We start from the raw sequence: 3,195 nt of genomic DNA, 5'->3' as shown, positions 1-3,195 counted from the left end.
TGTGAACTTGATCGCTACTTGGCGGTCTTTTTTGAGCGTTAATTGGCGTTTCCGATGACGAGGGTCTGAGCGGCGGCCTCTACCACATCTTCGGTGATTGCGGCCATTTCGTTGATGCGGGCGATGCGTTCGATCTGCATGAACAGGCGTTGCAAAAGACGGAAGTTGCCAGCTGTCAGTCGGATGATGGCAGCAGCAACACGGTCGTCGGTGAAATCTGCATCATCCTGGCCAAAGCCCCATTTCCTCCATTGCCGCTGCAAAACGAATTGCATCTCATCCTTCGAAAGCGGTGGGTATTCATGCACAAAACCTATTCGGCTGTAGAGTTGCGGGTATTGCGACATCCGTTTTTCAATGCCGGGCATACCGATCAGGATCAGCCCAGCGTCACTGCGATCGAACTGGTCGCGCAGGAACTCCAGGCCGGTCATGGTAAGGCGTTCGGCTTCGTCAATGATTACCAACTCTATCAGGCCAAGCGGTGTTAGAGGTCGCTCCGCCCACTTGGGGTTCCCGTAGCTGTCAATGCAAACGCATAGTCGCATGATAAATGGTTGAATGTCCTTGCGCAGCGCCGAGATACTGCCGCCCACCGGCGGTGTATAGAACAAGGTACGGGCGCGGGACGAGGCTGCATACACTTTCTTGTCCGAGTCTTCACGCCTACCCCATGTCGTTATCAGCGGTTCGATCAGGTCCCAATTGGCATAGCGGCGGGCTGACAAGGTTTTGCCAACGCCCGCCCGACCATGACACAAGCCGATGGTTGCGTTGCGGCGCACAGCGTTCGCGAATTCGACAAACCGCTTATGTTCGCGGGTGACGAGGAAAGTACCGGTCCGGCGAGTCTGGCGGCTCATGGCGTCTTGTCCGTTTTATACAGGACCAGCTTTTGGCGCGGGGCGTCAGGCGATACGGGATTTTGCTTTTCACGACTTGGAGGTGGCGCAGGTTTGGGAAGAAACTCGGTGATCTGTCTGGATTTTACCGTGATCTCGTTGCGCAAAGCCTTCCGCCTGGCGGTGCGGGCCTGTTGGATATCCTTGAGTGATATTGTGTGATGCGCATGATGGGCGCTGACAGCGCGGCACAAAAACCGGTCGCGGTGGAACACGCGCAGTTCGGTAATGTCGCGCGGGTCATAGCGGATGTTGACCGTTTTGCCGACATAGGCTGCAAGTGTGGGATCGGTGTAGAGCAAGCCCTGAAACCGAATGCCGTCACGGCGGACCTGCCGGGTTTTTAAGGCCATTACCAGTAGCAGATCGAGCTGTTCCAGACTGTTCGGCATACGAGGTAGCCAGCCGTCACCCCGCCAAGCCTCATTAGGTGGCACATCGATTTCGCTATGCTTGCGCGCGTTGTACACTGCGGTGACGAAAGTCTTTACGGCAACCTCCAACTCGCCGAGCGACAGGCGTGGCGGGGAGGCTGGTTTTCCGTTCGACAAAGCCCCCGGTAACTCAGGCAACAGCTCAGTGTTGATGGTACCGAAAAACCGCTCGATCTTGCCACGCCCCTGTGGCCGGCCAACCGTGGAAAACACAAGCTCAATGCGCAGGTCAGCTGCGACCTGCTCAAGGTGCTTGCTGGTGAAGTCGCTGCCGTGATCGGTGTATAAAACATCCGGCAGGCCACAAATCGGCCAGGAAGGCGTATCCTTTCGCCAGATAGCTTGCCGCAGGGCAAGAGCGGTCTGGATAGCAGAAGGTGCGCCGACAAAGACGGCGTACCCAGCCACTGCACGGGAATGATCATCAAGCACGATGGTAAGCCACGGCCGCACCGGCGCACCATTGGTATCCAAGATGATTAGATCGAGTTGTGTGTGGTCTGTCTGCCAGACAGCATTCGGCCTTTCGGCCCGATGACGATGAATCATTTCGAACCGGTCACGATAGGCGGCTGCGCCATCATGAGCGAGCGTGACAAGCGCGGGATCAAGACTATTCACGATTGAATGTATCGTGGCATAAGAAGGGACAGGCCAGTCACGCGATTTTACAATCGGGATGATGCGCCGGTGGATTGCGGCGGTAGAGAGACGGGGTTTGTGTAAGGCCAGCCCTTCAATCAGCTCGACCAGTTCAGATGATAGCCGCCGTTGCCCGGCATCAGATCGCGGTGCTCTTGCAAGTCCGGCAAGCCCAAAGCGCTGATATCGGGACGTCCACCTTTGCAGCGTGCGCAGTGGGATACCACTGACACGGGCAACTTCCGTCAGGGGGACTTCGTCGATCAGGTGCTGGCGCAGTATGTTGAACCGGCGCAACGCCTCGGCGCGTCGGTCTTCGGGCAGCGCAGTCAGACTGTCCGTAAGGGGATCGGTGACCGGACGCCGGATTATCAACGAACTGCTCCCAGTGTTTGCAACGGAAAACGATTCTCATTTGACTGGTCCGGTTATAGTATCATTGGAGGGGCCTTTTGCGTTACATACGATCACGATCAAGACGAAGCTCGGCCAATTCTGGCCCAAGGATGTATCATGACCAAAACCCGCGTCGGTTATGCCCGCTGCTCGACCGACAAACAGGATCTCGCAGCGCAACGGACAGCGCTCCTCGCTCTCGATGTCGCGGAAGACCGGATCTACACCGATCACGGCCTGACCGGCACGAACCGGGAGCGGCCAGGTCTGGCCCAGGCACTCGCAGCAGTCCGCGAAGGGGACACGCTTGTCGTGCCGAAACTGGACCGGCTGGCGCGGTCGGTTCCCGACGCCCGGGCTATCGCTGATGAACTGGAAAAGCGCGGGGTGAAACTGGCATTGGGCGCATCGGTCCATGACCCGACCGATCCGATGGGTAAGATGTTCTTCAACATCCTCGCCACATTTGCCGAATTCGAGGCTGATCTGATCAGGATGCGCACCAAGGAAGGTATGGCCATCGCCCGCGCCAAGGGACGACTGAAGGGCAAAAAGCCAAAACTATCGGATCGTCGTCAGGCAGAATTGCGCCGCATGTATGACACGGGTGACTACTCGATCAGCGATCTGGCAGAGCTGTTCGACGTATCGAGGCCCACCGTCTATCGGGTCTTGCAGCGGACACCGAGCGCCGATGCGTCTTCGGCTGCGGTATAGCTGCCGATCGCTGCGCTGCACATGAACTCACACAACGCGGGACTTTTTTGCCGTTCGCTGCAGGCGCACCAATGTCTGGTTCAGCAAACCGTTCAACAAATGGT

The 3,195-nt window shown here is 57.5% G+C and carries 3 protein-coding genes; 1 reads left to right on the top strand and 2 read right to left on the bottom strand.

The window, feature by feature from the left end; translation table 11 throughout:
- Positions 1-38 precede the first annotated feature (38 nt).
- Both PVW27_RS21260 and PVW27_RS21255 read right to left on the bottom strand, forming a co-directional pair.
- Positions 39-863 (bottom strand): AAA family ATPase, encoded by an 825-nt coding sequence (locus tag PVW27_RS21260; RefSeq protein WP_012187125.1) that lies wholly within the window; start codon positions 861-863, stop codon positions 39-41.
- Positions 860-2,275, bottom strand: a complete 1,416-nt coding sequence (locus PVW27_RS21255) for a Mu transposase C-terminal domain-containing protein (protein WP_157865446.1) — start codon at positions 2,273-2,275, stop codon at positions 860-862. The genes PVW27_RS21260 and PVW27_RS21255 overlap by 4 nt, the downstream gene beginning before the upstream one ends.
- Positions 2,276-2,491: 216 nt before the next feature.
- Here PVW27_RS21255 and PVW27_RS21250 point away from each other — a divergent pair, with 216 nt between their 5' ends.
- The gene (locus PVW27_RS21250) at positions 2,492-3,091 is read left to right on the top strand and encodes a recombinase family protein (protein ID WP_012187123.1); all 600 of its coding nucleotides are present in this window, start codon (positions 2,492-2,494) and stop codon (positions 3,089-3,091) included.
- Positions 3,092-3,195: the final 104 nt, after the last annotated feature.

It is taken from the genome of Seohaeicola sp. 4SK31 (assembly GCF_028802875.1).
Classification (GTDB): domain Bacteria; phylum Pseudomonadota; class Alphaproteobacteria; order Rhodobacterales; family Rhodobacteraceae; genus Seohaeicola.
Note: the sequence above shows the minus strand (reverse complement) of the source record. Positions and strands in the feature narration are given on the sequence as shown.

Bases quoted from the DNA above. Each gene is read 5' to 3' on its own strand.
- PVW27_RS21260 (WP_012187125.1), bottom strand. From the start codon at position 863: ATGAGCCGCCAGACTCGCCGGACCGGTACTTTCCTCGTCACCCGCGAA.
- PVW27_RS21250 (WP_012187123.1), top strand. From the start codon at position 2,492: ATGACCAAAACCCGCGTCGGTTATGCCCGCTGCTCGACCGACAAACAG.